Here is a 24,039-nt window from a genome sequence, read left to right on the forward strand (position 1 = left end):
TAGTTGATTTAGATCATTGTCCCCTTGGAATTAAAGCCCCCAAAAAATCTTCCTGTTATCACTATCACTCTCCTATTTATAACTAATAACCTCGCAGGTAAATACTTATAAAGAAAATAAGTATTCCTAAACCAAAGAGAAAATGAAGAATAATTGGACGCCAAAAAACTTGATTATTCTTACTTCTTTCTATTCGGTAATGGTCTATGACTCTTAGCTTAAACTCATCACCTTCATATAATTTCCACCAACGCTTCAGAATCAATGTTAGTTTATCAGACCCTTCACCTTCCTTAGTCCAACGAACTACTGCTTTAGCGTGAACATCCTTTAAAAGGTAAACCCGCTCTTCCGAATCTACGCCATTCTTCTCTTCATATTGAATTGACAAGGTAGCTAACTCTGACCTTATTAATGAGAAGAGGGATTTTTTTGTAGCATCATAAATTGTAATTCTCACACCACCAATATATCGATTCAATATTAATGCAATGCAAAAGAGTATTAGAAAAATACTATACATCCAAACCAGTTCTTCCATACTGTTATATCCACTAAGTGGCTGTAATAATGATATAAACAGGCCTATTATATAGACAAGCTTTGAATCCTCAACAACACCCTTATAAAGTTGAATTCTAAAACCTTCATAAAAAGTAATAATAGCCATAAGAATAACAAACACAAAAAATATTGTATCTTGAAGATTACTAATAATTATGACCCCATTTAGCAATTTCCTACAGATATTATAATATTAGAATAATGAGAAGTCATTGTTCCAACACTTGTTATTGTTATTAGTAAAGCACAAGAGCGCCTTGCTCAGCCCTGACCAGCTTAAAATGCCACCCGTAGGAAGAATTTTCAACCGAAAGAGGGACGGCTTAAGTCCTCGAGGGGCTAGGCGCTGGAGCTAGACACTAATGTAGGTTAAAAAACTAATACTTCAACGCTAAAAAATGACAAACCACAAAGTATCCTGGTTTGCCATTAATTGGTGTTTAAGCTGAATAATAGTTACATCACTATCCTAATTCCACTTCCTTACGTTCTCCTTTTTTAAAAGTCATGACAGTTTTGTAACCAACCTTCTTAGCTAGTGCCACTGCTTCATCAAAGTTCGCACCAACGTCACGAGGGAAATGGGCATCAGAGCTTAACACGATGGGAATACCTTTTTTAAAGCACATCTCTAGTAATCTCTCATCTGGATAAATTCTACCTATTGGTTTTCTTATCCCAGCAGTGCTTATTTCTACACATGTTTTTGAGTTAGCTAAAGCAGTTGTAGCCCGATCATACTGTGACAATAAAAAATCCTCATTTTCGGGTATATATTTAAATATTTTAACTAAATCTATATGACCGATAATATCAAACAAGTCAGACTCAGCTAACGTAATCACTTGGTCATAATATTTAGTGTATGTATCATAAATGTCTCGCTTGTCCCATTCGCCTTTATACTCCATCAAGTCGATTCCAAAATCATCAACCCAATGTATAGAACCTATTACATAATCGAAATCATACGATTTAATAAACGACTCCATCTCTTTATGCTTACCTGGTGTATAATCCATCTCTATAGACATTTTTATAGGTATATTTGCATTCCATGCCTCACGGAACAGTTGAACATAATCCTTCATGTCGTAATACCGTCTTTTATTAACCCATCCATTTTGCAAAATATCACTCGTTTGATAGAAATGATAAGCATGCTCTGAAATGCCAAATTCTTGAATACCTTTCTGCTCGGCGGCATTCGTAAATTCCTTTAACCACGGTAAGGTTAAAGTGCCATTTTCTAAATGGTTATGATAATCAGTTAACATTGATCCATCCCCTTTTCTATTTACCAACACAAACATTATGTTATCAGTTATAATAAGACAACATCTTGTCACTTCGTTTAAATAAAAAATCGTTTGCTAGCCTTATAAGAACAATTACACAAAGACAATGCAATCTTTAACGCATATTGGTATACCACACATTATCCCAACCTTAAATGGGATTTTTCGTTCGGAAATCGGTAAAAAAAATAGCCACTATTGGCCATCAAGTTTTTTCAACGTTAAAGATAGAACACCTTCTAGAAAAGTAGCTTGTATATTGCTCTCATCAATATTGTCTCCGACAAATATTGTCTCTGTGACTAATGGGCCATCCCGCTGGTCAATCTGTATACGCAAATTACCGTTAACATATTCGTAACTTAAGTGTTCCTTTTTAATACCAGGCAATTTCATCTCAATTAATATATTCTCAGGCAAGTGCTGTACAGAATGGGAATAGCCATTACTAGAAGATGAATATGAATTGGCCTGAAACATGTTTTTCACCGCCCGTTCCAACCTTGACTCTTTTTTACCTTGGCCTTTCTTCATAACATCTCCCCTTTACTATAAAATTTTTTCTTCTTATTTTCATTATACACTTTTCTTTAAATAATGAGAGGGATATTTGCTGAATATTCATATTTTTAATACGTGTTTTTAATAACCTTACTGACAGTCGTTGTCTGTTCACTTGGGTAAAAATATAAAATTTGGCCAGCACGAATTAAATGAGCAGATTGTAACGAATTCCACTCCATAATTTCTTGAATAGATACGTCATATTTAACTGCAAGCTCTGATAAAGTATCGTGTTTCTGAACAATAATCTTTGTCGGCTTTTGATTTCCTACGCTAATTACTTCCGAATTTCCTGCTACTACACCTGCCGAATAAGTAGCCGGTTGCCATTCTTTTGACATGGCTTCTAATCTATCTAAACGTAACAATACTACAGGATCGATAGCGTGCTCTTTTGCGTAGTTCCATTCACCTTTATGTAATTCAAAATGAAGATGTGGTCCAGACGAACGTCCTGAATTACCTAACGTTCCTACCACTTGACCTTGCTCAACTTTATCATTTCGCGAAACATAACGCTTTTTAAGATGTGCATAAACTGATTCCATCCCATTTTCATGACGCACGAATACAACATGTCCATAAGTTCCCGAATAATAAGATTTGAAGACTGTCCCAGCTGCAACTGCTCTTATAGGTGTACCCATTGGAGCTGCAATATCAATTCCTTTATGATTTCCGCCTCTTGTTCCAAAGGAATCTGTTATCTTACCATAGACAGGCCAAAGCCAATTCACCTCTACTTCTACTTCCTCATTTGAAGCCGCCTCTACTTTATTTATAAATACGTGACTGTGAAAAATTACGAACCCTAAGATGAGGATGCAACTTATATTCCTTATATATGTATATAGCATTATAATTCCTCCTTAATATGTTTCACTTTTTATTTATGAATTTGTAGACAAGTTTAGAACAGAAGTAGATAGGTTGGAAACAAACACAAAAATTAGTATGCGAGGAATTATTAAAATTATTACAAGAAACAGCCTATGCGAACTCTGAAAAATACGGTATTGTAATTATTTACTATAATTATTTTACCATTTTATTACATTTTAATTACAAAGTATGAATTTAAATATAAGGTATATACTGACTTTGATTTTCAGTAACCCTATATCGACTAAAAAACTAGAAATATATTGTGATTCGCTCGATTTAACAGTCAACTTATTTAAATTTTATATATTGCTGATTATTATGTTTTAGACTAAAAAAACTGCCTGTGTTTAATAACACAGACAGCTAAAATAAAGTTAATCAAGATTCACAAGATTCGGTGCAATAGGCACAGGTATTGGTTTTGTTAAGTCATATGGTCCTATTTGGAAATTGTCTATACCGTTAAAACTTACATTGGTATATCCAAAATCCTTTGCAGTTAGTAACACAGCTTCGATAAAATAAACATATTCATCATTATTCACAAGTGTACTATCTTTACTAAATTCAATGACAACTTCCTGGTCTTGAGAAACTACAGATGTAATAGTTACTCCGTCAGGAATAGCAGACAATAACATATGAGTATCTACAGGATCATTCATTCTTGTAATAGCTTCTTCAATATTTACAAATGGGACGTCTGCATACGGCACTAAAAATGTAGGGTATTCTTCACCCTTCTTATACAGAAAATATGCTTGGTCCATTGTCAATTCTATGCTTTTTTCCAACATGGGTCCAAATTGTGCAAATTCAATACCTGGCTGACCATCCGTAGTAAATTCAACTTTCGTATAATCTAACCATCGGAACGTTTCCTCTAGTGATTTCATAAAAATTAATTCAGGCGTTGATGTGCCGATAATCTCACCAGGTTGTACATCAACCTGAACAGTGGTGTCATCTTTTTCAGCTATAATATAAGGCTGTAAAGGATATACTCCTAACCCTAAGCGTTCAATGGGTAAAGTGTCCTTTATTTCAGATAATAACTCTATTTCATTTCTACCATCCTGTGGTACGAGAACACTAATAGGAACAATATTTTGACCCATATCATCAGCAACACCAAATGTTAACAGAGTGCTATTAGCATATTGCTCTGCAGTCACAAGATGTGAGGACGGTTCAGGTGCCATGAAGGTTAGAGCACGGTCACTTGCTTCGGGATTTTGAAGAGCATTTTCGCTAGGTGCAATCTCTTGAATAGCAATTTTTTCTTCCATAGTCCCCTCATCCATCGCTGTACTTTCTTCTTTACTTGAATCAGCCTGCATAAGAGAAAGATTGTCGAATGGCTGATTTTGAAATAACACCGGAAGTAATATTATTAACAGAAAAGCGGCCGCGAGTGTCGCAAATCCTGGAACTAACCAAGTAGGTGCTTTCTTTTGAGGTTGCTTTTGCTGTTTTTGTTCTTGTTTTATTTTCTCTTGAATGCTGGCGTACACAGCCTCTTTAGAACGTGTTTCTTGAATGGAGGGCATTGAACGCAACAGACTCTCAATTCTATCGTCATCCCAACCTGCTTTTTTCACTCGTCACACCCTCCTTCTCTGCAATATCTTCCATGTGCTTTTTTAACACTTTTAGCGCACGGTGTTGTGTTGTTTTTACTTTACTTTCTGTCCAGCCGAGTGTCTCCGCTGTTTCAGCAATTGATAACGATTGAATATAGCGAAGGATAATCACCATTCGCTGATCAACTGTACATAAATCAAGACATTGGTACAATTGTTGTATTTCTTCATGTTGCACAGCAATTTCTTCCGGAAGAGGAGCAGCATCGGCTACTTGTTGCTTCGACCAATCGAATGACTCAATAATTCGTTGCTTCCAATTTTTATGTTTACGAAAAGAATCTATAGCTACGTGACGAGCAATAGAAAAAAGCCACGTTTTTTCACTACTTTTTCCTTCAAAACTGTCATAAGCACGCAACACTTTTATATACACTTCTTGAACAAGATCTTCTGCCTGTTCTTTATTCTTTACCATATAAAATAAAAACTGAAAAACATCTTGATGATATTTCTCGTATAGTTCTTCAAAGACGGAGTCCACTACTTCTCCCCCGTTTCATTAATATAGTCGGACTGTTGTCGAGAAAAGTTACATATTAACTATAGTATGAAACGAAAAAAAATGGAAGAATGTTTTTCCTTTTCTCCCATTTCACTCCATATCTATTTATCTTTTGTACGAAATACAATAGCACTGCGTTCATATTCAACATCTTTTACTTGCAGCCTTGCATTTATGATGCGAGCAACAGCGAATAAATAATCCGATAACCGATTCATATAAACTAATACGTGCTCATTTATTGCTTGCTCTCTATTAAGCGTAACTATTTGTCTTTCGGCACGCCTCGCAATTGTACGAGCGACATGAATAGTGCTTGACGCTTTAGATCCCCCTGGTAAAATAAATTTTTCAAGTGGAGGAGCTTCCGATATATAAGCATCAATACGCTCTTCTAAAAATTGAACCATCTGTGCGTTAACTTTATACGGATATTTATCTCCAACAAAAGCTAAATCTCCACCACAGTCGAATAACTCATGTTGAATTTTTTGCAACTCTTGATAAACATCCTTCAAGTCTTCTTCCTCAACATATGCCATAGCTAAGCCGATATAAGAATTCACTTCATCTATTGTTCCGTAAGCATTAACTCGAAGGTGGTCTTTATCTACACGACCACCAACAATACTTGTTTTACCTTTATCACCTGTTTTTGTGTATAGCTTCAACAAAATTCCCCCCTGAAAAAATGACTTGGACTCAATAACATGCGAACAATAACCAAATCAGTATTGAGTTATCATTTTTTTAGTCCGTACATATTAGCATATGATTTTGTCATTATCATTGTACGATTGTTTTAGTAATGAAAGTAACATAAATCTGTCAGCTTCGATTTTGTTTCGCATGGAACAATAATTTTCGTCAATACACTTCAGGATACATCATTTTTCGAGGTAGCGAGAAAGAAAAAGTTGTACCTTTTCCCACCTTACTAGTAACAGTTATACGTCCTTCATGCGTTTCAACTATATTTCTTGCAATTGCTAGTCCAAGACCTGTCCCACCTTTTCCTTGACGGGTCCTTGCTTTATCTGCTTTATAAAAACGCTCAAATACGAAAGGAAGGTCTTCAGCTGGAATTCCCGAGCCAGAATCCTCAATTTTTATAGTCAAATTATCATTTTTGTCATCTACCGTAATAACAACTTCCCCACCATCAAAAGTGTGTCTAATGGCATTGTCAATCAGATTAGTTAACACCTGCTCAATTCGATCAGGGTCAAAGTTCCAGCTACGAGATGATGATTGAAGGTTAGCAGACAATTGTATGTCTTTTTCTTTTGCAAGCCCCTGGAATTTTCGAATTACTCGGTTAACAAAGGACTCTATATCAACATCATCATAGATTAACTCAATATGTCCCGCTTCCATCCGAGCTAAATCAAGGAGATCATTTACAAGTCTACCCATTCGAAGTGCTTCATCGTAAATTACTTTAGCAATCTCCTTCTTTTCTTCATCTGTACTTGCGATATCATCAACAATCGCTTCAGAATAGCCTTGTAGCATAGATATCGGTGTACGTAACTCATGTGACACGTTAGCGATAAAGTCTTTACGTAATTTATCAAGCTTTCTCTCTTCAGTCATATCACGTAATACAGCAACAGCACCGCGTATGTATGTTTTATTATAAAGAGGGCTCATGAGAATTACCCAGCTATTATTTTGAATAGTTATCTCTGTAATTTGTTCAGACTCTAAAGAGACAGCCTTAAAAAACAACTCATTTAATGAAGGCGGTAATTGCTCAGATCCTTGTTCATTTTGATAACTCCAAGCTTGTAAAAAACTTTCGGCAGGTGGGTTTGTAACTAAAATAGTGCCATCGCGACTAAAAGTAATAACACCATCGGCCATACTACTTAAAATACTTGAGAGCTGCTCTTTCTCTTGGTTCAATGCGTTAATATGAAACTTTAGCTGACGGCCCATCTGATTAAAAGCCACCGCAAGTTCACCGATTTCGTCATGTGTTAATATCGGAACCTTCGTATCAAATTTACCTCTAGCAACTTCAAAGGCCGCCTCACGCATTTTCCTAAGTGGGGCTGTAATTCGCGTTGACAAGAAAAAGGCAAAAATTGTCGTCAACACAATAGCAATCCCTGCTGCCAGTAAGATAAATTTGGTTGTTTGCTTCGTAGTACGCTCAACTACATTTAAAGGCTGATACACGAATACAGCACCCTTGCCATAATTAGGCAACTCAATTGGTACTCCTACAATAATAATTTCATTATATAAGCTATCGGCTTGTAATGAATCGGGCAAATAACTTCGTTTTATTACTTGCGTGTGGTCATCAAGAACTCGTGATAAATCAACATCCTCATTAATAAATGACATAGGAATGTCACTTAAACTCTCAATGTAGGGAGAGTACCAATGCTCATTGTCTAAAATGATGATTGCTTTTGTTACATCATCTATAAGTTCCCAAGATATATCACGAGCTAATCCGATATCTTTGTATTCCTGCATAACTACTGAAATATTTGCTGCTACATCTGTTAAGTGTCCCTCTGCTTCATTAACATGATAATTTTCAAAAAACTCTAACAATAATATTGTTAAAATAAACAATACGAATGAAACTAATAATAAAATGGTAAACCACAGTTTACCAACAACACTTCTCCAAAACATCATTCATTGACTACCTCGAACTTATACCCCACTCCCCAAACTGTTACAATCATTTTAGCAGCTTCTTCAGACACTCTATTTAATTTTTCACGTAATCTCTTTACATGTGTATCAACCGTTCTTAAATCCCCAAAGAACTCATAATGCCACACTTCTTTTAATAACTGTTCACGATCAAACACTTTGTCTGGTGCTTTCGCTAAAAAGTACAGTAGCTCATATTCCTTAGGTGTCAAGCTTACTTCCTTACCATCAGCTGATACACGATGTGCATCATTATCTATTGTTAAATGCGGAAAGACAATTAAATCTTTTGTAGTTGGTTCTGTTTGTAAATATGAAGTGGGTGATGAGCGTCTTAATAGCGCTTTCACTCGTAAAACAACCTCTCTTGGGCTAAACGGCTTTACGATGTAATCATCTGTACCTACTTCGAATCCTTGAACACGGTTTACTTCTTCACCTTTCGCAGTAAGCATAATAATCGGCGTAGCTTTCTTTTCACGAATTTCTTTACATACCTCAATGCCATCCTTACCAGGCATCATAAGGTCAAGAACAATTAAATCATATTCATTTTGAAGTGCCATATCAAGCGCTGTAATACCATTATCAGCTTCATCAATAACATAATCTTCTCTTTCTAAATACATTTTCAATAATCGGCGAATTCGTTCTTCATCGTCTACTACTAAGATTTTTTGATCAGTTTGCATAGCAGTTCCCTCCTTCGGGTTAATCTCAGTTTATTTGTTAAAGTCCTAAGTCCAGCTATAAGTTACTTTTATTGAAGTAGTCCTAAATTAAGACTTTGTGTTATTTATATATCTATTATTATTAATTTATCAAATTGACTTAGTTAAGAAAAGAGATATTTTAATTTTACAAACAAACACACTCTTTTATTAACGCTTCGTAATTAGTTTTTTACGTAAAAACACTAAAACCTATTCTAACGTAAAGGTAAACTATCTTAAAATAGAGTATTCAATAACACAAGAAGTTAAGATAAATATATAATACCTTATTTAGAATTGATAAAACTAGCGCTTCCTTATTATTGCTTCCTTAAATGTTTGTATTGATATTAATTCTTAATTTTCTTAGTCTGCCAACTAGCGAGCCTGCTCAGTTTTCCTCGCACCTTCTAATTGATTAGTACTTCTGAAATAAGTTTTTTAAAATAAAACACCGTAAAAAAGCAAAAGGTTATCCCAAAGCACTAAGTAATATCAACTTGCTTAGTGCTTCACTGGGACAACCTCTTTATGCGTATGAGTGTAACCCGGCAATTACAAGGTTTACAAATATCATGTTGAAAATAATAATGGCAAAACCAATAACAGCAAGCCACGCTGACTTTTCTCCATGCCAGCCCTTAGATAATCGTAAATGTAAAAATGCTGCGTAAAATAACCAAGTAATAAGTGCCCATACTTCTTTAGGGTCCCATCCCCAGAAACGAGTCCATGCAATCTGGGCCCAAATCATTGCAAATATTAAGGCACCTAACGTAAAAACAGGAAAACCTATTGTTACCGAACGATAGCTTATTTCGTCTACAACATCTAAATTAATATTTTTCGTAAGAGGCTGTAATAACGCTGCAATTCGTCGACGAACAATTAATCGAGTTAAAAGATATAGCAAAGATCCCGCAATAGTTGCCCACAATACAGTATTAACTTTTCTTGCACTTAATATAGCAGGCAATTCTACAAAAGGTTCGAATTTATTTGGAGTAAGTAACTCTCCCTCATTTGGTCCTACAAGAGCTGGTAAATGATAAACCATATCTAGTGGAGCTTGCTCACCTGTTTTATCAACCCAAGAAAAAACTGATTCATAACCGACAGCTCTAAAGCCAATTGTAACAGCAATATAACCGACCGTGATAAATAAAATAACCATAATAGCTTCTAGCCAGAACGTACGCTTAGACGAACGAGATTGATCAACTACTTTAACAAGGTATAATACACCCGCTCCAAAACTTACAGCTAAAATAGCTTGACCAGCTGCCGCTGTTGTTACATGAATCTTTAACCAATCACTTTGTAGAGCTGGAATAAGTGGTGAGATTTCAGTAGGAAACATACTTGCATACGCAATTAATAATATCGCAATTGGTAAAGTAAATACTCCTAATGCTGGTACTTTATAAATATAGTAAATAACAATAAATGCACCTACAAGCATCATGCCAAAGAAGGTTGTAAATTCAAAGAGATTACTTACTGGTGCATGACCTGCAGCTATCCACCGCAAAATAAAATAGCCTAACTGACTAAAAAATCCCACGGCAGCAACTATCAGGCCCCACGTAGCAAAACGACTGACTTTTTCGTCAGCATGTCGCTTATCCCGAATTGCCCCTCCAAATAGAAGAGTTGCCAGCAAATATAATACGAATGCAATATATAATAGAGCACTGCTGACAGACACTAAATTATCCATTCCGATTATTCCCCCTCTTTTTTATGAACTTGTACTTTTTTTGTCTTGATTCAATTGGTCCACTGGTACAGCTATTCCAGTATCCACTACAGCCAATTCTATTTCTTTTTTTAATGTAAACCAGTTTTTATTTGTATGTGCTGCAACCAATACTTCGTTATTGTCCGTAACCTTCACCCAAATTCGACGATGGTTCCAGTACATTCCTTGAATAACACCAATCATAAAGATAATACCACCAATAGCTAATATCCATAACGTTCTGTCAAGCCGAACTGTTAACGCTGTAATATCCCGTTGATTAATGTTAGTAAACTTCATCTTATATTGGTTTTCTCCTAATGGTTCTAACGTTTGCTGGATAGCGGTAAAGCTAACTTCGCCATCAGGTTTATCCGGCGTTATCATTTTAAATACGAAGGCAGGGTTATTTGGTAGTTTTGATTTTGTTGCAGGTTCATTCAAGTCATTAAAATAAAAGTCAGGAAAGTAACTTACTATTTCTACAGTGTAACCATTGCCGAGGTCGTAAACACTTTCAGGATCAAACAAGTCAATCGTCATCGATCCGAAGCTTTCTCCGCTTGCTTTATCAGTTAAATTAAAGGTCATAGCGTACATTTCTCCGAGTTTATAACTAACTTGATACAGTGCATAATCTTCAAATTTTAGTGGTTGATTCACTCTTATCTCAAAATCTTTTACTCTCTTTAGCTCAGGTTCACTTCCAGGGATAGCTTCATCTAGCCTTTCATATAATACAACATTTGATTGGTAGTTTTTAGGGGCCATCCCATTACCCACACGATCAATCGCTTCAGAAAATACTTCACTTTCATTCTCTTTCGAATAAGTTTCAAAAATAAACTGCTCATTTTCCAGGTAGTACTTACCTCCTGTGCCAGGAATCATCTTCGTTTCACCTTCACGAATCCACAACTCATCATCTATATACATACCAGGAACAAATCGAAGCATACTCCCAATTAAAAAGATAATTAACCCTACATGATTCACATACGGGCCCCATCGGGAGAATCTACCTTTTTCAGCTAGTAAATTACCATTTTCTTCACGAATTCTATATTTCTTTTTTATTAGTGCAGCTTTAATTGCATGTATCGAATCTTCTGGATTTTTTACAATTGAAGATCCATATAGACGTTGACGTTTTAGGAAGCTCTCGTGCCGTGATATCCCTTGTCGTTTAAGAGCTTTATATAATGGTATAACACGGTCTAAGCTACAAATAACAAGGGACACTCCAATAGATGCTATTAGGAGCATATACCACCATGAGCCATACAAATGGTGAAAACCAAGCTCATAATACAATCTACCAAATGATCCATATTCAGCTTCATAAAAAATAGCTGGATCAACGTTAGGGGGTATGTACATTTTTTGAGGGAAAATGGTACCAAACGAAGAAGCAATTAGCGTTATGACAATTAACCAAACCCCTACCTTTACTGACGAGAAGAAATTCCATATTCTATCAATAATAGTTCTGTTGTATGTTTGTGATCTTCTGGCACTACCATCATACCGCATATCAAGTACCACTTTGGTGGCATCATCTTCAAATGTGCGCCCACATGCTTCACAAATAACTGTACCAATTGGATTAATATGTCCACATTCACATTTCACTTGATTCATTATCATGTCCCCTATTGCAGTAATGTTCCAAAATGGCTTCTTAACTGCTCTTCTGTCTGTTCTCCCGTCACGACTTGGATAACAGTACCAGATTTATCTATCAATACGCTTGTCGGAATAGGATTTATGTTGTATGCTTCCAAAACTTCACCATCTTTATCAAGAAGTACAGGAAAAGTTAATCCCATTTCATCGACAAATTTCTGTACAGCCAAGGAAGATTCTCCTAAGTTTACCGCTATAACAACGATACCCTTATCTTTTAATTCTTCATAAAGTCTGTTCATCGCAGGCATTTCACGTTTGCAAGGTTCACACCAAGTTCCCCAGAAATTCAGGAAAACACCTTGACCCTTATAATCAGAAAGTGTGTGCTTAACTCCCTGCAAATCCTCTAACACAAAGTTAGGGGCAGTATTTCCAAGAACAGCTGTCTCTTTTGATACGAAAAAATTAGTGTATAAAGTATAGACAATGGCTGCTAGTAACACTAGGAGAATAGCGGAACGCATAATTAGTCTCTTTTGCTTCAATATTCTCACTCTCCCTGAGATATCTTATATGAGTATACCATTTTTACATCATAATCGTAGTGTTATTCCCACGCTCAATATGTGACAAATTTGTGTCATTTTTCTGTTATTAAAAAATAATTCGTGAATCTTTACTTGTAGCCAATGCACGTAATCGTTTTACCTCATGTGGGCCTATTTCTCGCGCATCACCAGGTCTTAAGTTACCAAGATGAAGAAAGCCATATCGTTCACGTTTAAGCTTAACTACCTCATGCCCAATTGCTTCAAACATTCTTCTAACTTGGCGATTACGTCCCTCATGAATTGTTAGTTCAACAATAGTTGTGTCTTTACGGTTATCTGTTGAAATAATTTTTGCTTTTGCTGGAGCGGTTTTTCCATCAGATAATACGACACCTTTTTCAAGTTCTTTTAATTTGTACCGATTTACTATCCCTTTTACTTTTGCTACGTACACTTTGTCAATTTCAAATTTAGGATGCATAAGGAGATTGGCAAATTCACCATCATTTGTTAACAGTAATAAGCCTGATGTATCGTAATCTAAACGACCAATTGGATATATACGTTCCTTTACATGAGGAAAGAAGTCTGTCACAACTTTACGATTCTTATCGTCAGTAACTGCTGAAATAACACCACGTGGTTTATACAGCATGTAATATACCGGTTCTTCCTTTGATAATGGCACTCCATCTATCTCTACTTTATCGTTTGCTCCTACCTTCACACCTAGTTCATTTACAACCTTACCATTTACTTTTACTCTGCCTTCTATAATCATTTCTTCTGCTTTACGACGCGAGGCTATGCCTGCGTGTGCAATGACCTTTTGTAGTCTTTCCATATTGTCGTCACCTCGTACACAATCTTACGCTTTTCTTGTATGATTAGCAAGTTGAACACATTAACATGTTTGCTTCATAACTATTAACTTTAGTATTTACAATCAATGCTTTTCATGTGTAAAATTTTAACCTAAAATATGTTATGATAACAACGAAAACTTACATATTATATTTAAAGGAGAATGTAAATGGAAAAGGTACTTATATTCGGACATAAAAATCCTGATACTGATAGTATTACATCAGCAATTGTGTATGCTGATTTAAAACGTGAGCTTGGAGTGGATGCAGAGCCAATTCGTCTTGGCGAACTTAATGGAGAAACACAACATGTTTTAAACTATTTTAAGGTAGATGTTCCTCGTTTTGTTGAGAATGTTTCGAGCGAAGTTCAAAACGTTATACTAGTGGACCATAATGAGCGTCAACAAAGTGCCAACGACATTGACAGTGTTCGCGTCCTTGAAGTAATTGATCACCACCGCATAGCAAATTTTGAGACTAGCGATCCTTTATATTATCGAGCTGAACCAGTTGGTTGTACTGCTACTATTTTGTTAAAGCTTTATAAAGAAAAAGGTGTGGCTGTAAAAAAAGAAATGGCGGGGCTTATGCTTTCTGCTATTATTTCTGATACGTTACTTTTAAAATCACCTACTTGCACTGATGAAGATGTTGCTGCTGCTAAGGAACTAGCTAGTTTAGCTAAAGTAGAGCTGGAGTCATACGGATTAGACATGCTAAAAGCAGGAGCTGATATGAGTAGTAAATCAGTTGCGGAGCTATTAAGTTTAGATGCAAAAGAATTTCAAATGGGTAGTAAAAAGGTTGAAATTGCTCAAGTCAATGTAGTAGATGAAAATGATGTCTTAGGACGACAAGCAGACTTGGAAACAGCAGTAGAAGCAATCATCGCGACAAAGAATCTAGATTTATTTGTATTTGTAGTTACAAATATCTTAACAAATGATTCCGTTGCTTTGACACTTGGTAATTCAACGGAAGCTGTTGAAAAAGCCTATAATGTTACGTTAGATAACAACACAGCTGTACTAAAAGGTGTTGTCTCGCGTAAAAAACAAATCGTACCAGTATTAACAAATATTTTAGGTAAATAATACATCTCACAAGACAACAATTTAACTAGTATTCAATAAAGGAACAGCCACCAAGAGACGAGAGGCTGTTCCTTTTAGTTAACTATATAAATAAACAGCTTATTACAGCTAAACAAAACAATAAGCGCTTGGGTGTAAAGATCAGAGGTTTGAAGGGCGATTTTTTGTGTTTACGTGCAAAAGAAAAAATTTCGAGTTCAAAGTCACACTCTATTTTGAAGAATTCGTTACTAGCTCCCAAAAATCAATGTAACAATGATTATTGCTGCTATAACTCCAACGGCATCAGATAACAAACCAACCTTCAATGAATCTCCCATTTTCTTAATTCCAATTGCACCGAAGTACACAGTAATAATATACAAAGTTGTATCCGTACTACCCTGCATGGTAGAGGCTAATCGACCAATGAATGAATCTGGTCCATAGGTTGCTAGAATATCAGATGTTAGTCCTAACGCTGCTGTACCTGAAATAGGACGAATGAGAGCAAGCGGGATAATCTCTGCTGGTACACCAATGGTTTGAAGAAGTGGCTTTAGCATGTTAATAAAAAATTGCATAGCCCCTGATGCACGAAATACTGTTATAGCTACTAACATCCCAACCAAATAAGGGATAATGGAAAAGGCAATTTGAATTCCCTCTTTCCCCCCCTCTACAAATGTTTCATAAGTAGGAACTTTTTTATAAGTGCCATATAACAAAATAAAACTAATCATTAGAGGGATAATCCATATAGATATCAAACTAACAATCTCCATTTATTTTTCACCTTTTTTCAATCGTCGATAATAAAAATAGCGATCTATTAAAATAGCACCTATAGTAGAACATATAGTAGCAAGCAATGTAGTTCCAACAATCTCTGTCGGATCTGCTGAATCATATGTCATACGTATCGCAATAACAGTTGTTGGAATAAGTGTTAAGCTTGATGTATTTAATGCGAGTAATGTTATCATCGAGCGACTTGCGTTATTTTTATTGTTATTTAATTTCCTTAGTTCTTCCATTGCTTTAATCCCCATTGGTGTAGCTGCATTCCCTAATCCGAACATGTTGGCAATCATATTAGACAAAATATATCCTTGGGCAGGATTATTCTTTGGTACATCAGGAAACAACCAAGTAACAAATGGTCTAAAAAGACCTGCTAGTTTCTCTAATAAACCAGCAGCTTCAGCGATTTTCATCAAACCAAGCCAAAACACTAAAATACTAATTAGACCAATTGAAATGGTAACTGCTTCCTTAGCACCGTTGAATATCGCTTCATTAACATCATTCATTGTACCGTTAATCATCGCAAATAAAATGCCGATAACTGTTAGGGCAACCCAAATAATATTAACCATAGGATACACCTAACACTAACGCAAACAAATTCTTAAAATAATCAAAAATGCTTTGAGACGGTTTTTCAACTTCACCATTATCAAAATATATTGGTAATTCTCCAATCGACTCTTCATCTAATGTAATTTTAAATGCCCCAACAATACTAGGTACATCTTTTGCCGTCTTCCAGCCTTTTGTAGCCGGATCCATTAGCTCAATAGATATTTCAACCTTGCTTTTCTCGTCTTCTGTTAAAGGATAAATAAAATCTCTTGTTACAAAAAGCTTGTCTTTATAAAAATCATTTTCTATCTTTTTTAGCGTCCCTTTCTCTTGAATAAGAACAAGGTCAAAATTATGGAAGCTGTTTTCATACATACGAATGTGATCATTCCAATCATCAGGCGCATCGATCGTTACTGCGATTAAATCATGGCCATCTTTTGAAGCTGTAGAGACTAAAGTACGCCCAGCTCGCTTCGTATAACCTGTCTTGCCTCCGTTACAATACTCATACTTTTCGGTTAATAAACGATTTTTGTTTTTCCATGCGTAATTCCACGTTTCTGCTCGATATATTTTAGTTCCTGCAATTTTTCGATATGTTTCATTTTGCATTGCGTATCGAGTTAAAATGGCCATATCATACGCACTTGAATAGTGATTTTCATGATCATCAAGCCCATGAGGATTAGCAAATTCAGTGTTAACCATACCAAGCTCAGTTGCTTTCTGGTTCATTAAAAACACAAAGCCTTCTAAGCTCCCACCGACATGTTCCGCAATAGCAACAGCTGCATCATTACCAGAACGAAGCATTAAACCGTATACAAGATCCTTTAACTTCAATTTTTGTCCTTGTTCAAGGTAGATGGATGATCCTTCTGTGTACACTGCTCGTCTACTTGCTATTGCCATTTCTTCTAATTGACCTGATTCAATCGCTAAAATGGCCGTCATAATCTTTGTTATACTCGCAATCCGTCTAGGGGTATGAGCATCTTTTTCATAAAGTATTCTCCCTGTTTCTTGATCAATTGTGACAGCACTTCTTGCGCTAACACTGTAACTAGCTTGTGTATGTAGAGGAAATGTTGTAAGTATTAATAAACAAGCAAAAGTGACTAGCAGCATCTGTTTCAGAATCTTCACTACGTATCCTTCCTCTCTCGGTGTTTTGTAAAAGTTTATGCAGGACAAGTGTCATTATGCCCTTTTATAGCCAGTTCCAAAACTACTTTTTTAAGTTTGCGTAATACAATAAAAAAACTTGCTCCAGATGTACCTTCTGGAACAAGTTTTATTTTTTAGTATGGCTGCCAACGTAATTTTGAAGCCTCCTCAAAGCGTTCTTCAACAAATGGCCAGTTAATCAAATTCCACCAGTTCTTTACATAAGACTTGCGATCCGTTTTATATTGTAAGTAATAAGCATGTTCCCAGACATCAAGGGGTAGAATCGGAATAGTATCCCATTGCGTAAATAATTGTTGCTTTTCTGTTTGTAAAATTTCAAGACGCTGTGCCCGTGGAGCCCAAACTAATATGGCCCAACCTACACCTTCAGCCTGTTCAGCAGCTTTAGAAAAATGAGCTTTAAAATCATCGAAGCTACCAAAATCCATGTCAATTTGTTTGAGTAACTTCCCCTTCGGCATTCCACCACCTGTAGGCGTCATTACATCCCAAAAAAGAGTATGCAAGTAGTGCCCAGAACCATGAAAAGCAGCTTCTCTCTCCCAATGTTTTAATAAGTCATAATCCCCTGTTTTACGAGATTGTTGCATTTTCAGTTCTGCTTTATTTAGACCGTCGACATAGCTTTGATGATGCTTTGTGTGATGCAATCGCATAATTTCTTCATCAATATACGGTTCGAGAGCATTATAATTATAAGGTAAAGGCGGCAAAGTATGCTGACCTATTGGAACACGCTGACGATCTGAGCGATTTTCGATGGCACTCTGTAATTGTCTAACACACACATCCAACTGACGAACGGTGTCTTGTGTAGCGGACTTGTTCGTTAAAGTAGATATTTCTTGAATGATTGAGGATAGTGTACTACTTCTAGCATCCTCAGTAACTGCTTTTTCAACCTGTTGAACCCACGATTGAACGTCCTTTACATATTGTTCATACGTAAGCTGTCTGTCCATAGGTTTCCCCCTTAAAAAAAATCATCGACAAATTGTATGCACGTGAAATTGAAATAAGACTAACTAGATTTTTGAGCATCTATTTCTTGCTTAGTCTAATAAATACTTGCATAACTTTTATGCCTCCGTCCCTTCTAAACAAGAGTTAAACAGGTACCCTCTTCTTTGTTCTAAATAAGATGAGAAATTGGACTTTTCACAAAAATCAGAATCTATATCTAATCATTCGAAAAGATACGAAGATTATTTCTAGAAGTCTCATGGCTCTTAAAGTTAGAGAGCATTAAAAATCAATTGGAATATTGTACATTTTAAAAAACATCAATAAAAACCTCATGATTCCTTCTCCACTCACATAACATTGTAGAAGAAATCATATGAGGTGATATGATGAATCCAACAATTCGAGATGAGGCTTTATTCGAAGCGAAGTTTTGGATGCAAGTGCTAGGTGATCACGCTAGGTTTATTTACGATTCATTAGCTCCTTCAGAAACAGTATTTATTGCGAAAGCCGAGGATTTTATTAAATCGTTCGATATACTGTTTGATACAGCTCGAAAATCTATAGCACAAGATGAGCTTAAGACGTTATTGAGAAACGGCATAAATGAGGCTAATCAATTAAGAGCATTCAAGCTTACTATTTTAGAGAAACAGCTTGTGGACGACGTTGCTATTTCCTTACCCCCTTCCTTTCTAAATCATATGGTTAATGAGCTAGATGAATGGTTAAGAGTAGCAAATTCATTATTAGAGGAACAAAGCCCTATTGCTCATCCTTTGCATCACGATCTATTATGGTTACTTGATGCTGCGGGGCATGCTGGAGCAATAAACGATAGTCTTGACCGTGTTGAAAAAGATTTGAAACAAAAAAGTGCGGATTACACAAAACAGTGGGAGGACTTCTATCTTAAAGCCGTGGAGTTAGTAGGGTATCTTCGAGCAAATATATCTCAATTCCCGGCATTACAACGATTTCATAATGACATCGAAGTCACTATGAAGGTCTTCAAAAGCTTTTTACGGGAATTAGAAGAGCTTGGATTTACGAAAAAGTCGCTTGGTACTTTAACTCCGCTCATGGCAGATCACATGGCTCGTGAAGAATGCTACTACTTAACAAAGCTAGCACAAACAACAGATGTTGTTTCGCAACCTAAATGTGATCCTACAAAACCACGAACTGAACTATAAGTTTATTCACACAAACTAACCACTTTTTTAAAAAGTGGTTAGTCTCAATGTTAATTATTCATAGGACTTACTTTATTTAAAGGATAAAATCGGACTAATATTTTCCCTACTAAATTATCAAGTGGTACCGGGCCAATTACTCGACTATCTAAACTACGATTACGATTATCTCCCATCACAAATACATGTCCATCTGGGACAGTCACCGAAGTAAATGATATTTCCATGTCCTCTTTAATGTAAGCTTCATCAAGCTCTTCTCCATTACGATACACTTTTCCATCTATATACTCAAGCTTATCACCTGATTTACCAATCACTCTTTTCACCCATAAATCTTGGTTGTTTGTGCCATTTACAATTTTATTTATAATAGGACTCTCTAGAAATGAATCCTTGATCGTTCGTTTTCGATTGATACGCTTATCTACAACTACAATATCATTATAATCAGGCATATCACTTATGACATACGCACTCTTGTAAACTAATACAAGATCACCTTGTTTATCAGTATTAGTAGGATCTGTTCCTTCTAGTGTAGGTTCCATTGAACTACCATTTACTACATAGGGCTGTACAACAAACGCACTAATAACAATTGCAAGTGTAAATCCAATTAATAGTGCTTTAACCCAACCTAGTGTTTCCTTTATAAATGAAGTATTTCTCATGACTCTTCTCCTTATATACAATCTATTACTATCATATCAAAGTATAATACAGAATTCATTATGAAAAAAAGTGTAGCAATAAATGAGATAATGTACCTATGTATTTTTAACAAGCCTGTTGTTGAACACATAAAAAAGCCGCAGATTGCGGCTTTTATTGAGACTGTACCATTTTTGTTCGGTAATCAGTTTCATAGTATTCTAGTTCTTCACGAATCGTTTGAAACTCTCCTTCTAATGAACTAATAAGCTTTGCAAATGAATTAGGTATCGATTGGCGAAATTTAATAGAATTGTGCCCTGTATAAGCTGACCGACTATCCTCATACCAAAGATCTGATTTAGGTGAAAAGAATTCTTGGACACATTGATGATAAATGCGATATAACGTTCTTTCCGCAGCTGGCTTTGAAAAAGGCTCATTTTGAACTACAACAGCACAAGCATCGAGTCCTTCTTCACAAAATACTGATAACCTACGAACACTTGATAGTATCTGTTCATAATACTGCGACTCATCATTTTGTTCTGTTCTCATGTCATTAATAGTCGTATTATTTAAAAATGTATTAAGAGATGTGACTGTAGACTTTAAGAATGTTTGAACTTGCTCTATTTGTGTTTTAACAAGTGCGTTAGCCATGAAACGTCACTCCTTTTATAAAAATACTTCCTTTATGATTACCCCATAAAGAAAGGTGATCTAATTTCAACACTTTGCTTAAGATTAAGCTCTGTCAATAGAGCTGGGAGCTTATCGAAGTCAAGCCCTTCAAAATATTTATTAAAATCCTCTTGTTCATTAATGTAAACTTTTCGTTTAGATTGAAGCTCACGGTTTCGCAACAGACATATGAGTGCGACAATATCACGAAAATAAATTGGTATTTGACCTGATGTAATAATAGGATCTTGCTCAAACGGTGTAATAGAAGCTAACTGTTCTTCAAAAAAACGAACATACAACACATGAAGTGTTTTTGTTTGTCCTTCTTCATTAATATATGTGACTTCTGATCGGTTAAAAAAGTCTTCTGATGTATTCGGCTTTTCTTTCTCTAATTCATAGCCTTTACACTCAACTATTCGCAAAAATTTACACCCTTTCCCTGATACATACACTAGTAAATTGTTTTAATTTTACCACATTTTCAGAAAAAAGTTAATACAGAGTTATTCAATACTACGGTCTTGAAACTTTTGAAAAAACAAATCCGCTTCCTCTTGAACGAATTCATCATCCATATTATCTGGAAGTGCAGGAAGCTCTTCAATCGTTTTTAATCCAAAATAGTCTAGGAACTCTTTTGTTGTTGCATACAAAATGGGCCTACCGGGACTCTCCATACGACCTGCATCCTTGATTAATGCTCGGCTTAATAACGTCTGAATAGGACGTTCTGTTTTCACACCGCGAATATCTTCAATTTCAGCACGTGTAATTGGTTGCTTATAAGCTACAATCGCTAACGTTTCTAACGCTGCTTGCGATAAATGCGTATTACCTGGTGTTTCCACAAGCTTTTTCAAATATATAGCAAAATCACGCTTTGTAGCCAACTGATATGTACCAGCTAGTTCAATAATACCAATCCCACGATTGTCCTTTTCAAAATCAACCTTTAGTTGTTCGATTATTTCCTTTGCACGTATTTCATCAACCTCTAGTACACTACTAATTTGTTTAACTGTAAGACCTTCATCACCTACAGCAAACAAGAGACATTCAACAATTGCTTTCCAATTTACAATGTCCATTTAAACTCCCTTTCTCTAACACTTACTGCAGAAAGTTTGGTATAGTTAGCCAAATATCTGCAAAATTATTTTCCTGTTCTATTATTATACTTTTCGTTTTCATCAATTCAAGTATAGCCAAAAACGTTACGACCATGTGCTCTTTATCCTGATAAGAAAACAACTCTAAGAAGCTTTTTCTCGCAGAGGGCGCTTTAGACAACTCAGAAAGGACCTCTTTCATTCGAGACTCTATCGTTATTTCTCGTCTAGCCACCTTCGTATGTAAGGGCTGTTGAAATTTTTTCCGACGCATCAATTTATGAAATGCACCAAGCATATCATATAACGATACTTGTAAAGATGATGGATTATCATGTTTCACGCTATATTCACTTAAATCACTAGGGGGTCGCGTAAAAACAAGACTTCGTTCCTCTTCTAATAGGCGTAAGTCTTCGGCAGCCTCCTTATATTTTCGATACTCTATGAGTCTCTCAACAAGTTCATCTCGAGGATCCTCTTCATAAGCAAACTCCTGCTCAACATCATCTAGCTCTTGCTTTGGCAAAAGCAATTTACTTTTAATAGCTAGAAGTGTTGCTGCCATTACTAAATATTCACTAGCAACATCCAATTGAAGTACCTGCATCGCTTGGATGTATAACATGTACTGTTCTGAGATTTCTGCCATTGGAATATCATATATATCAATTTCCATAGAATTAATTAAATGCAAAAGTAAGTCTAACGGACCTTCAAAAGCCTCAATTTTCACATTGTACTGCATTATTCCACCACAATTCATAACATATATACATAAGTATAGTCGATTATAGTTCGTTGTCCAAGCTAAATTATGATACACTTTTTAACATAATTAGAAAACGCTAACGACTATAAGCACAAGACAAGCACCGTCGTTGACAACAACATGACATCCTAACGCAGTGCGCACACTACGACTTTTAGCTGTCGGAAATCCTAACTTCCAGAGGCAGTTGCGTTGCTTCCTCGAGCCATTGGCGCTTGGAGCTAGACTCCCATCCAGGTTCAGAATTTTATGCATGTCTTATACGTTTTAATAAAAAGCGCCAAGCTAACCTAGCTAAGACTTTAAAACACGAGAGTTTAACCGACACTTATAAAAATAAATAAAAAGCACATCTATGAATGAAATCAAAAATATCCATAGTTAATTTAGAACATTGTCTAAATAATAAAGGAGGTAATTCTTTGTATCCATCTGCGTACATTGATTATTTAGTTCATTTTCATGGTGACCGCGATTATTTTGAATGCCATGAAATTTTAGAGGAATTTTGGAAGGAAAAACCTGTCAACGAGCGCGATCGAACTTGGGTTGCACTTATTCAAATAGCTGTTGCTATGTATCATCATCGTCGAGATAATTTTCCCGGTGCGGAAAAAATGTTAAGCAATGCATTGCAGTTTATTGAAAAAAAACCAGAAAACTTTAAAGGTCTTGGTTTACACAATTTAAAATTAGTGACACTGTTACAAGAACGTCTTCATGCCATTAAACAAAAGCAACCGTATCAAAGCATTAACCTTCCTATTACAGATGATGCATTAGTATCAGCTTGTAATGATCGCTGTAATCAATGTGGATTTGTATGGCAAAGCATTAGTGACCTAACAAATAAAAATCTCGTGCACAGACATTCTATGCGTGATCGTGAACCAGTCATCCGTGAGCGTGAAAAACAACTAACACTCCGTAAACAATATAAAAGGAATTGGTAAGCACCAATTCCTTTACTCACAGTGTATACACTTTTCGTAAAAAGCTTCTATTTGTTGATTTGCAACGATTGTTCGATTGGGATACGTCTCCTGTAATGCCGCTATCATCTGCTTACCTCTACCTTGGTGTCGGTGAGAAGGATTGACCGAAATGTGTTGAATTTCAACAGTATCATCTGAAGGATAAGAAACACCAACTATGCCAATAATATCGTCTTCTTCCTTCCACAAATACAATTGCCAATCATCATCGGTTTCATAAGTTTTCATCGTTAGCTGCAGTTTTTTAAGATCCTTTTCTGACGGCATAAACGATAATAGCCCCATTGCAATCTTCTCATACGTTTTTTTATAACGAATTAACATATTATATCCCTCATTATGAAAGCTGTCTCTAAAGAAACATTATAACCACTTTGCTAGTAA

26 protein-coding genes are annotated in these 24,039 nt (G+C 35.8%); 3 read left to right on the plus strand and 23 right to left on the minus strand.

All coding sequences use genetic code 11. The features are described 5' to 3' along the window. Window positions 1-82: 82 nt before the first annotated feature. The 13 genes from EJF36_RS11650 to EJF36_RS11710 all read right to left on the minus strand — a co-directional run bounded on the left by EJF36_RS11650 (window position 83) and on the right by EJF36_RS11710 (window position 13,616). On the minus strand, window positions 83-670 hold the full coding sequence (locus tag EJF36_RS11650) for a hypothetical protein (protein WP_125906486.1): 588 nt from the start codon (window positions 668-670) through the stop codon (window positions 83-85). A gap of 358 nt (window positions 671-1,028) precedes the next feature. Next, a complete protein-coding gene (locus EJF36_RS11655; protein WP_125906488.1) occupies window positions 1,029-1,841 on the minus strand; it encodes a histidinol-phosphatase in 813 nt (270 codons plus the stop codon). Window positions 1,842-2,057: 216 nt separating this feature from the next. Further along, complete coding sequence (locus EJF36_RS11660; RefSeq protein ID WP_125906489.1) at window positions 2,058-2,396, minus strand: Hsp20 family protein; 339 nt, start codon at window positions 2,394-2,396, stop codon at window positions 2,058-2,060. Window positions 2,397-2,491: 95 nt separating this feature from the next. Continuing rightward, on the minus strand, window positions 2,492-3,283 hold the full coding sequence (locus tag EJF36_RS11665) for a peptidoglycan DD-metalloendopeptidase family protein (protein WP_125906490.1): 792 nt from the start codon (window positions 3,281-3,283) through the stop codon (window positions 2,492-2,494). A 402-nt stretch (window positions 3,284-3,685) separates the two neighbouring features. Continuing rightward, a complete protein-coding gene (locus EJF36_RS11670; protein ID WP_125906491.1) occupies window positions 3,686-4,912 on the minus strand; it encodes a GerMN domain-containing protein in 1,227 nt (408 codons plus the stop codon). Then, window positions 4,890-5,438 (minus strand): RNA polymerase sigma factor SigX, encoded by a 549-nt coding sequence (gene sigX, locus EJF36_RS11675; RefSeq protein WP_125906492.1) that lies wholly within the window; start codon window positions 5,436-5,438, stop codon window positions 4,890-4,892. Before sigX ends, EJF36_RS11670 begins: the two co-directional genes overlap by 23 nt. A gap of 122 nt (window positions 5,439-5,560) precedes the next feature. Further along, the gene (locus tag EJF36_RS11680) at window positions 5,561-6,130 is read right to left on the minus strand and encodes a cob(I)yrinic acid a,c-diamide adenosyltransferase (protein ID WP_125906493.1); all 570 of its coding nucleotides are present in this window, start codon (window positions 6,128-6,130) and stop codon (window positions 5,561-5,563) included. Between the two features lie 196 nt (window positions 6,131-6,326). Continuing rightward, window positions 6,327-8,117 (minus strand): ATP-binding protein, encoded by a 1,791-nt coding sequence (locus EJF36_RS11685; protein ID WP_125906495.1) that lies wholly within the window; start codon window positions 8,115-8,117, stop codon window positions 6,327-6,329. Further along, the gene (locus tag EJF36_RS11690; protein ID WP_125906496.1) at window positions 8,114-8,830 is read right to left on the minus strand and encodes a response regulator transcription factor; all 717 of its coding nucleotides are present in this window, start codon (window positions 8,828-8,830) and stop codon (window positions 8,114-8,116) included. The genes EJF36_RS11685 and EJF36_RS11690 overlap by 4 nt, the downstream gene beginning before the upstream one ends. A gap of 550 nt (window positions 8,831-9,380) precedes the next feature. Next, complete coding sequence (ccsB, locus tag EJF36_RS11695) at window positions 9,381-10,571, minus strand: c-type cytochrome biogenesis protein CcsB (RefSeq protein ID WP_125906498.1); 1,191 nt, start codon at window positions 10,569-10,571, stop codon at window positions 9,381-9,383. A 21-nt stretch (window positions 10,572-10,592) separates the two neighbouring features. Then, the gene (gene resB, locus EJF36_RS11700) at window positions 10,593-12,233 is read right to left on the minus strand and encodes a cytochrome c biogenesis protein ResB (RefSeq protein ID WP_125906499.1); all 1,641 of its coding nucleotides are present in this window, start codon (window positions 12,231-12,233) and stop codon (window positions 10,593-10,595) included. Window positions 12,234-12,244: 11 nt separating this feature from the next. After that, window positions 12,245-12,766 carry a thiol-disulfide oxidoreductase ResA gene (resA, locus tag EJF36_RS11705; RefSeq protein ID WP_395940587.1) on the minus strand — a complete coding sequence of 174 codons (522 nt, stop codon included), beginning with the start codon at window positions 12,764-12,766 and terminating at the stop codon, window positions 12,245-12,247. Window positions 12,767-12,875: 109 nt separating this feature from the next. After that, window positions 12,876-13,616 (minus strand): pseudouridine synthase, encoded by a 741-nt coding sequence (locus tag EJF36_RS11710; protein ID WP_125906500.1) that lies wholly within the window; start codon window positions 13,614-13,616, stop codon window positions 12,876-12,878. 189 nt (window positions 13,617-13,805) lie between these two features. Here EJF36_RS11710 and EJF36_RS11715 point away from each other — a divergent pair, with 189 nt between their 5' ends. Beyond that, window positions 13,806-14,735 carry a manganese-dependent inorganic pyrophosphatase gene (locus EJF36_RS11715; protein WP_125906502.1) on the plus strand — a complete coding sequence of 310 codons (930 nt, stop codon included), beginning with the start codon at window positions 13,806-13,808 and terminating at the stop codon, window positions 14,733-14,735. A gap of 230 nt (window positions 14,736-14,965) precedes the next feature. Here the strand turns inward: EJF36_RS11715 and EJF36_RS11720 are convergent, their stop codons facing one another. From EJF36_RS11720 to EJF36_RS11735, 4 genes are all read right to left on the minus strand, one after another. Continuing rightward, a complete protein-coding gene (locus EJF36_RS11720) occupies window positions 14,966-15,499 on the minus strand; it encodes a spore maturation protein (protein ID WP_125906503.1) in 534 nt (177 codons plus the stop codon). After that, complete coding sequence (locus tag EJF36_RS11725; protein WP_125906505.1) at window positions 15,500-16,093, minus strand: nucleoside recognition domain-containing protein; 594 nt, start codon at window positions 16,091-16,093, stop codon at window positions 15,500-15,502. It lies immediately after the preceding gene. After that, a complete protein-coding gene (locus EJF36_RS11730) occupies window positions 16,086-17,210 on the minus strand; it encodes a D-alanyl-D-alanine carboxypeptidase family protein (protein ID WP_125908360.1) in 1,125 nt (374 codons plus the stop codon). The genes EJF36_RS11725 and EJF36_RS11730 overlap by 8 nt, the downstream gene beginning before the upstream one ends. A gap of 173 nt (window positions 17,211-17,383) precedes the next feature. Further along, complete coding sequence (locus EJF36_RS11735) at window positions 17,384-18,235, minus strand: superoxide dismutase (RefSeq protein WP_125906506.1); 852 nt, start codon at window positions 18,233-18,235, stop codon at window positions 17,384-17,386. Between the two features lie 387 nt (window positions 18,236-18,622). Between EJF36_RS11735 and EJF36_RS11740 the strand changes: the two genes are divergently transcribed. Beyond that, the gene (locus EJF36_RS11740; RefSeq protein ID WP_312028263.1) at window positions 18,623-19,435 is read left to right on the plus strand and encodes a DUF2935 domain-containing protein; all 813 of its coding nucleotides are present in this window, start codon (window positions 18,623-18,625) and stop codon (window positions 19,433-19,435) included. 50 nt (window positions 19,436-19,485) lie between these two features. On the opposite strand, the gene lepB is transcribed toward EJF36_RS11740, so the two are convergent. The 5 genes from lepB to EJF36_RS11765 all read right to left on the minus strand — a co-directional run bounded on the left by lepB (window position 19,486) and on the right by EJF36_RS11765 (window position 22,636). Continuing rightward, complete coding sequence (gene lepB / locus EJF36_RS11745; protein ID WP_125906507.1) at window positions 19,486-20,109, minus strand: signal peptidase I; 624 nt, start codon at window positions 20,107-20,109, stop codon at window positions 19,486-19,488. A gap of 154 nt (window positions 20,110-20,263) precedes the next feature. Beyond that, on the minus strand, window positions 20,264-20,752 hold the full coding sequence (locus EJF36_RS11750) for a YpuI family protein (RefSeq protein ID WP_125906508.1): 489 nt from the start codon (window positions 20,750-20,752) through the stop codon (window positions 20,264-20,266). A gap of 38 nt (window positions 20,753-20,790) precedes the next feature. Continuing rightward, window positions 20,791-21,201 (minus strand): hypothetical protein, encoded by a 411-nt coding sequence (locus tag EJF36_RS11755; protein WP_125906509.1) that lies wholly within the window; start codon window positions 21,199-21,201, stop codon window positions 20,791-20,793. An 81-nt stretch (window positions 21,202-21,282) separates the two neighbouring features. Continuing rightward, on the minus strand, window positions 21,283-21,867 hold the full coding sequence (gene scpB / locus EJF36_RS11760; protein WP_125906510.1) for an SMC-Scp complex subunit ScpB: 585 nt from the start codon (window positions 21,865-21,867) through the stop codon (window positions 21,283-21,285). A 22-nt stretch (window positions 21,868-21,889) separates the two neighbouring features. Next, window positions 21,890-22,636 (minus strand): segregation/condensation protein A, encoded by a 747-nt coding sequence (locus EJF36_RS11765; RefSeq protein ID WP_125906512.1) that lies wholly within the window; start codon window positions 22,634-22,636, stop codon window positions 21,890-21,892. A gap of 446 nt (window positions 22,637-23,082) precedes the next feature. Between EJF36_RS11765 and EJF36_RS11770 the strand changes: the two genes are divergently transcribed. Further along, window positions 23,083-23,613, plus strand: coding sequence for a DUF309 domain-containing protein (locus tag EJF36_RS11770; protein WP_125906513.1), 531 nt, complete (start codon window positions 23,083-23,085; stop codon window positions 23,611-23,613). A 12-nt stretch (window positions 23,614-23,625) separates the two neighbouring features. Here EJF36_RS11770 and EJF36_RS11775 read toward each other — a convergent pair whose 3' ends face one another. Continuing rightward, the gene (locus tag EJF36_RS11775) at window positions 23,626-23,979 is read right to left on the minus strand and encodes a GNAT family N-acetyltransferase (protein WP_125906515.1); all 354 of its coding nucleotides are present in this window, start codon (window positions 23,977-23,979) and stop codon (window positions 23,626-23,628) included. Window positions 23,980-24,039 lie beyond the last annotated feature (60 nt).

This window comes from Bacillus sp. HMF5848, from assembly GCF_003944835.1.
Lineage (GTDB): Bacteria > Bacillota > Bacilli > Bacillales > HMF5848 > HMF5848.

Coding starts and splice junctions, on each gene's coding strand:
- EJF36_RS11650 (WP_125906486.1), bottom strand. CDS start 670: ATGGCTATTATTACTTTTTATGAAGGTTTTAGAATTCAACTTTATAAG.
- EJF36_RS11655 (WP_125906488.1), bottom strand. CDS start 1,841: ATGTTAACTGATTATCATAACCATTTAGAAAATGGCACTTTAACCTTA.
- EJF36_RS11660 (WP_125906489.1), bottom strand. CDS start 2,396: ATGAAGAAAGGCCAAGGTAAAAAAGAGTCAAGGTTGGAACGGGCGGTG.
- EJF36_RS11665 (WP_125906490.1), bottom strand. CDS start 3,283: ATGCTATATACATATATAAGGAATATAAGTTGCATCCTCATCTTAGGG.
- EJF36_RS11685 (WP_125906495.1), bottom strand. CDS start 8,117: ATGATGTTTTGGAGAAGTGTTGTTGGTAAACTGTGGTTTACCATTTTA.
- EJF36_RS11690 (WP_125906496.1), bottom strand. CDS start 8,830: ATGCAAACTGATCAAAAAATCTTAGTAGTAGACGATGAAGAACGAATT.
- ccsB (WP_125906498.1), bottom strand. CDS start 10,571: ATGGATAATTTAGTGTCTGTCAGCAGTGCTCTATTATATATTGCATTC.
- resB (WP_125906499.1), bottom strand. CDS start 12,233: ATGAATCAAGTGAAATGTGAATGTGGACATATTAATCCAATTGGTACA.
- EJF36_RS11710 (WP_125906500.1), bottom strand. CDS start 13,616: ATGGAAAGACTACAAAAGGTCATTGCACACGCAGGCATAGCCTCGCGT.
- EJF36_RS11715 (WP_125906502.1), top strand. CDS start 13,806: ATGGAAAAGGTACTTATATTCGGACATAAAAATCCTGATACTGATAGT.
- EJF36_RS11720 (WP_125906503.1), bottom strand. CDS start 15,499: ATGGAGATTGTTAGTTTGATATCTATATGGATTATCCCTCTAATGATT.
- EJF36_RS11725 (WP_125906505.1), bottom strand. CDS start 16,093: ATGGTTAATATTATTTGGGTTGCCCTAACAGTTATCGGCATTTTATTT.
- EJF36_RS11730 (WP_125908360.1), bottom strand. CDS start 17,210: ATGCTGCTAGTCACTTTTGCTTGTTTATTAATACTTACAACATTTCCT.
- EJF36_RS11735 (WP_125906506.1), bottom strand. CDS start 18,235: ATGGACAGACAGCTTACGTATGAACAATATGTAAAGGACGTTCAATCG.
- EJF36_RS11740 (WP_312028263.1), top strand. CDS start 18,623: ATGATGAATCCAACAATTCGAGATGAGGCTTTATTCGAAGCGAAGTTT.
- lepB (WP_125906507.1), bottom strand. CDS start 20,109: ATGAGAAATACTTCATTTATAAAGGAAACACTAGGTTGGGTTAAAGCA.
- EJF36_RS11750 (WP_125906508.1), bottom strand. CDS start 20,752: ATGGCTAACGCACTTGTTAAAACACAAATAGAGCAAGTTCAAACATTC.
- scpB (WP_125906510.1), bottom strand. CDS start 21,867: ATGGACATTGTAAATTGGAAAGCAATTGTTGAATGTCTCTTGTTTGCT.
- EJF36_RS11765 (WP_125906512.1), bottom strand. CDS start 22,636: ATGCAGTACAATGTGAAAATTGAGGCTTTTGAAGGTCCGTTAGACTTA.
- EJF36_RS11775 (WP_125906515.1), bottom strand. CDS start 23,979: ATGTTAATTCGTTATAAAAAAACGTATGAGAAGATTGCAATGGGGCTA.